Annotated in this window: 2 protein-coding genes and 1 pseudogene; all 3 read left to right on the forward strand. The window is 54.0% G+C overall.

Translation table 11 applies throughout. From position 1 onward, the window contains the following. Positions 1 to 159: pseudogene (locus TJ79_RS27535) on the forward strand (carbohydrate ABC transporter permease); the annotation flags it as partial. A gap of 69 nt (positions 160 to 228) precedes the next feature. Further along, complete coding sequence (locus TJ79_RS07790; protein WP_052339385.1) at positions 229 to 1,917, forward strand: extracellular solute-binding protein; 1,689 nt, start codon at positions 229 to 231, stop codon at positions 1,915 to 1,917. A 69-nt stretch (positions 1,918 to 1,986) separates the two neighbouring features. Beyond that, positions 1,987 to 2,337, forward strand: a 351-nt coding sequence (locus TJ79_RS07795) for a hypothetical protein (protein WP_040949737.1), incomplete at its 3' end; no start/stop codon positions are given.

Genomic DNA, 2,337 nt, shown 5'->3' on the forward strand with positions numbered 1-2,337 from the left:
ATTGCCGTTCAAGGCGCTCAATCCACCGCTTCCCTCGCTCCGGCGTATACTGTGCGGTTGGCGACCGCCGTGGTAACGGTCGGACCGATCATTTTCCTCTACCCATTCCTCCAGCGCTATTTTGTCGGGGGACTGAAGGTAGGAGCTATCAAAGGCTGATCTCGGCTGCAAAGCCGATTGGCATAATTCCTTTCATTTAAGTAAAAGACACTACGGGAGGGTTTATCCATGAGCAACATGAAAAAGCGCAAGCTGCCGCTATTGGTCGCAATGTGCATGCTGTCTGGGCTGGTTGCCGCCTGCAGCAACGATTCGAACAGCACGTCTCCATCGGCATCCGCTACCGCCACCGCTGGCACGGAAACAACAGCCAAGCTGGATCCGGTCACATTGAACATCATGCTGTGGGGCGACAAGCCGAAGCAGTTTGACGACGTGGTGGCGGAATTTGAAAAGCGGACGAAAGACACCTTGAATCTCAAATTGAACGTAACCTTCACGCCGCAAGCGGACTACGTGAACAAGCTGAAGCTGAAGCTGTCGGCAGGCGAGCAGGTTGACATCGCGTTCGATGCGCCGTGGATGAATATGAACGCCTTCATCGCCCAGGACAACTATACGAACCTGGACAGCTACTTCAACAATGACCAATACCCGGGACTGAAGAAAGCGTTTAGCGAAAGCTATCTGGACAACAACCGGTTTACCGGCGCGGACGGCAATCTTCACGTCTACGGGGTTCCTCTCGGCCAGTACATGGGCGATTTGTCTACCGTCTATTACCGCAAGGATCTTGCCAAGAAATACGGCATGGACGATATTACGACGTATGATCAACTGCTTGCTTTCTTCGACAAAGTGAAGGAAAACGATCCGGCCCTGATTCCCTTCGTCGTCAAAAACGACGGCAACTATGGAGCCCAGGCTTTGATCGATCTGAACAAGGAGCAGCCGGCCAAGTACGAGAAGGGATTGTGGGCGGTAACCCTCGGCCCGAATGTAAACGGCACGGTCATGATCGAGGATAATAAAGTAACCGGCCTGACCATTACGGGGGATAAGGTGTCGAACATGGCCAACTTCCCCGCACCGTTCAACCAGTCGGATTACAGCACCTTTACGACGATTCGCGAGTTCCATGACAAAGGTTATATCGAAAAAGAACCCATCGTACGCAAAGATGCCGGCGGCACGTTCTATGCCGGACGCGCGGCAGCGATGATGGAGGGCCTTTCCAACCTAGACAGCGTCAAGTCACAGTTGACCGCCGGGGTGGCCAATGCGGAGTTGGGCTACTTCCTGACCTCCGAAACGGCGCGCAACCGCGTACAGCCGGATCCGAACCAGGTTGTCGATTTCCGTGTCTGGAACTTCCTTGCCATTCCCAAAACTTCGGTCAATGCGGACCGGGCCATGTCCTTCATCAACTGGCTGTTTGAAAGCCAAGATAACCACGACCTGTTCGAACTGGGCATCGAAGGGAAACATTGGGAAAAAGTCGGCAACGACAAATACAAGCTCCCGGACGGCGTGGATGCCAACCAGAACTATATATTCCCGGGTTATATTCTGACCTGGAACCCGACCTACATCCGTCTTTCTTCCAGCGTGCCGGACAACCTCGTTGACGCATTCCTCTATGAGGCTGACGAGAAGACTTACGTCAAATCGGCGCTGGCCGGGTTTGCCTTCAACCAGGAGCCGGTGAAAAATGAGCTTGCCAACCCCGACTTTGCCAAAATTCCATCGGATGAGCTTCCTTTCAAGCTCGGCATGGTTGCGAACCCGGTGGAGGGGCTGACGAAGCTGCAACAAAGCTATGAAGCCAACGCCAAGCTGCAAAACGATATTGAGAAAATCAAGCAGGAAACGGTCAAGCAGATCCAGACCTTCCTCGACCAGCAGAAGGCGAACTGACGTTAGGGTTGACTATAGGACGGCGGCGTTGAAGCTGCCGTCCTTTTGCTTAAAAGGAGGAGACTTTGGATGATTCGCAAGGTGAAGCAGATGCCGGAAATCCCCGCCCCGTTCGAGATGCGGGATTGGCGGGAGGTTGCGATCCGTTACGACAGCCTCATTTTTGATTTTAACGTGCAGGGAAGCTTTTATCCGCTGATTTGGTGGGACCGCACCCGACGTAATATCGACCGCGATACCTTCGGGCTGCCGTCTTATCTGGGGGCATCCGGAGGACCGGAAAGCCATGAGGCGATCAACACGGCGGCGGCTGTTCTCGGCGCTACCCTGTGCGGCGTGGATAAGTCCGATCAGAACGGATCCAACTGGGTCTCGATGCTGGAAGGCTATTTTACGGTTGAGAACGGGGAGCGGCTGTTT

Source organism: Gorillibacterium massiliense (assembly GCF_000455485.1).
Classification (GTDB): Bacteria; Bacillota; Bacilli; order Paenibacillales; family NBRC-103111; genus Gorillibacterium; species Gorillibacterium massiliense.

Bases quoted from the DNA above. Each gene is read 5' to 3' on its own strand.
- TJ79_RS07790 (WP_052339385.1), top strand. From the start codon at position 229: ATGAGCAACATGAAAAAGCGCAAGCTGCCGCTATTGGTCGCAATGTGC.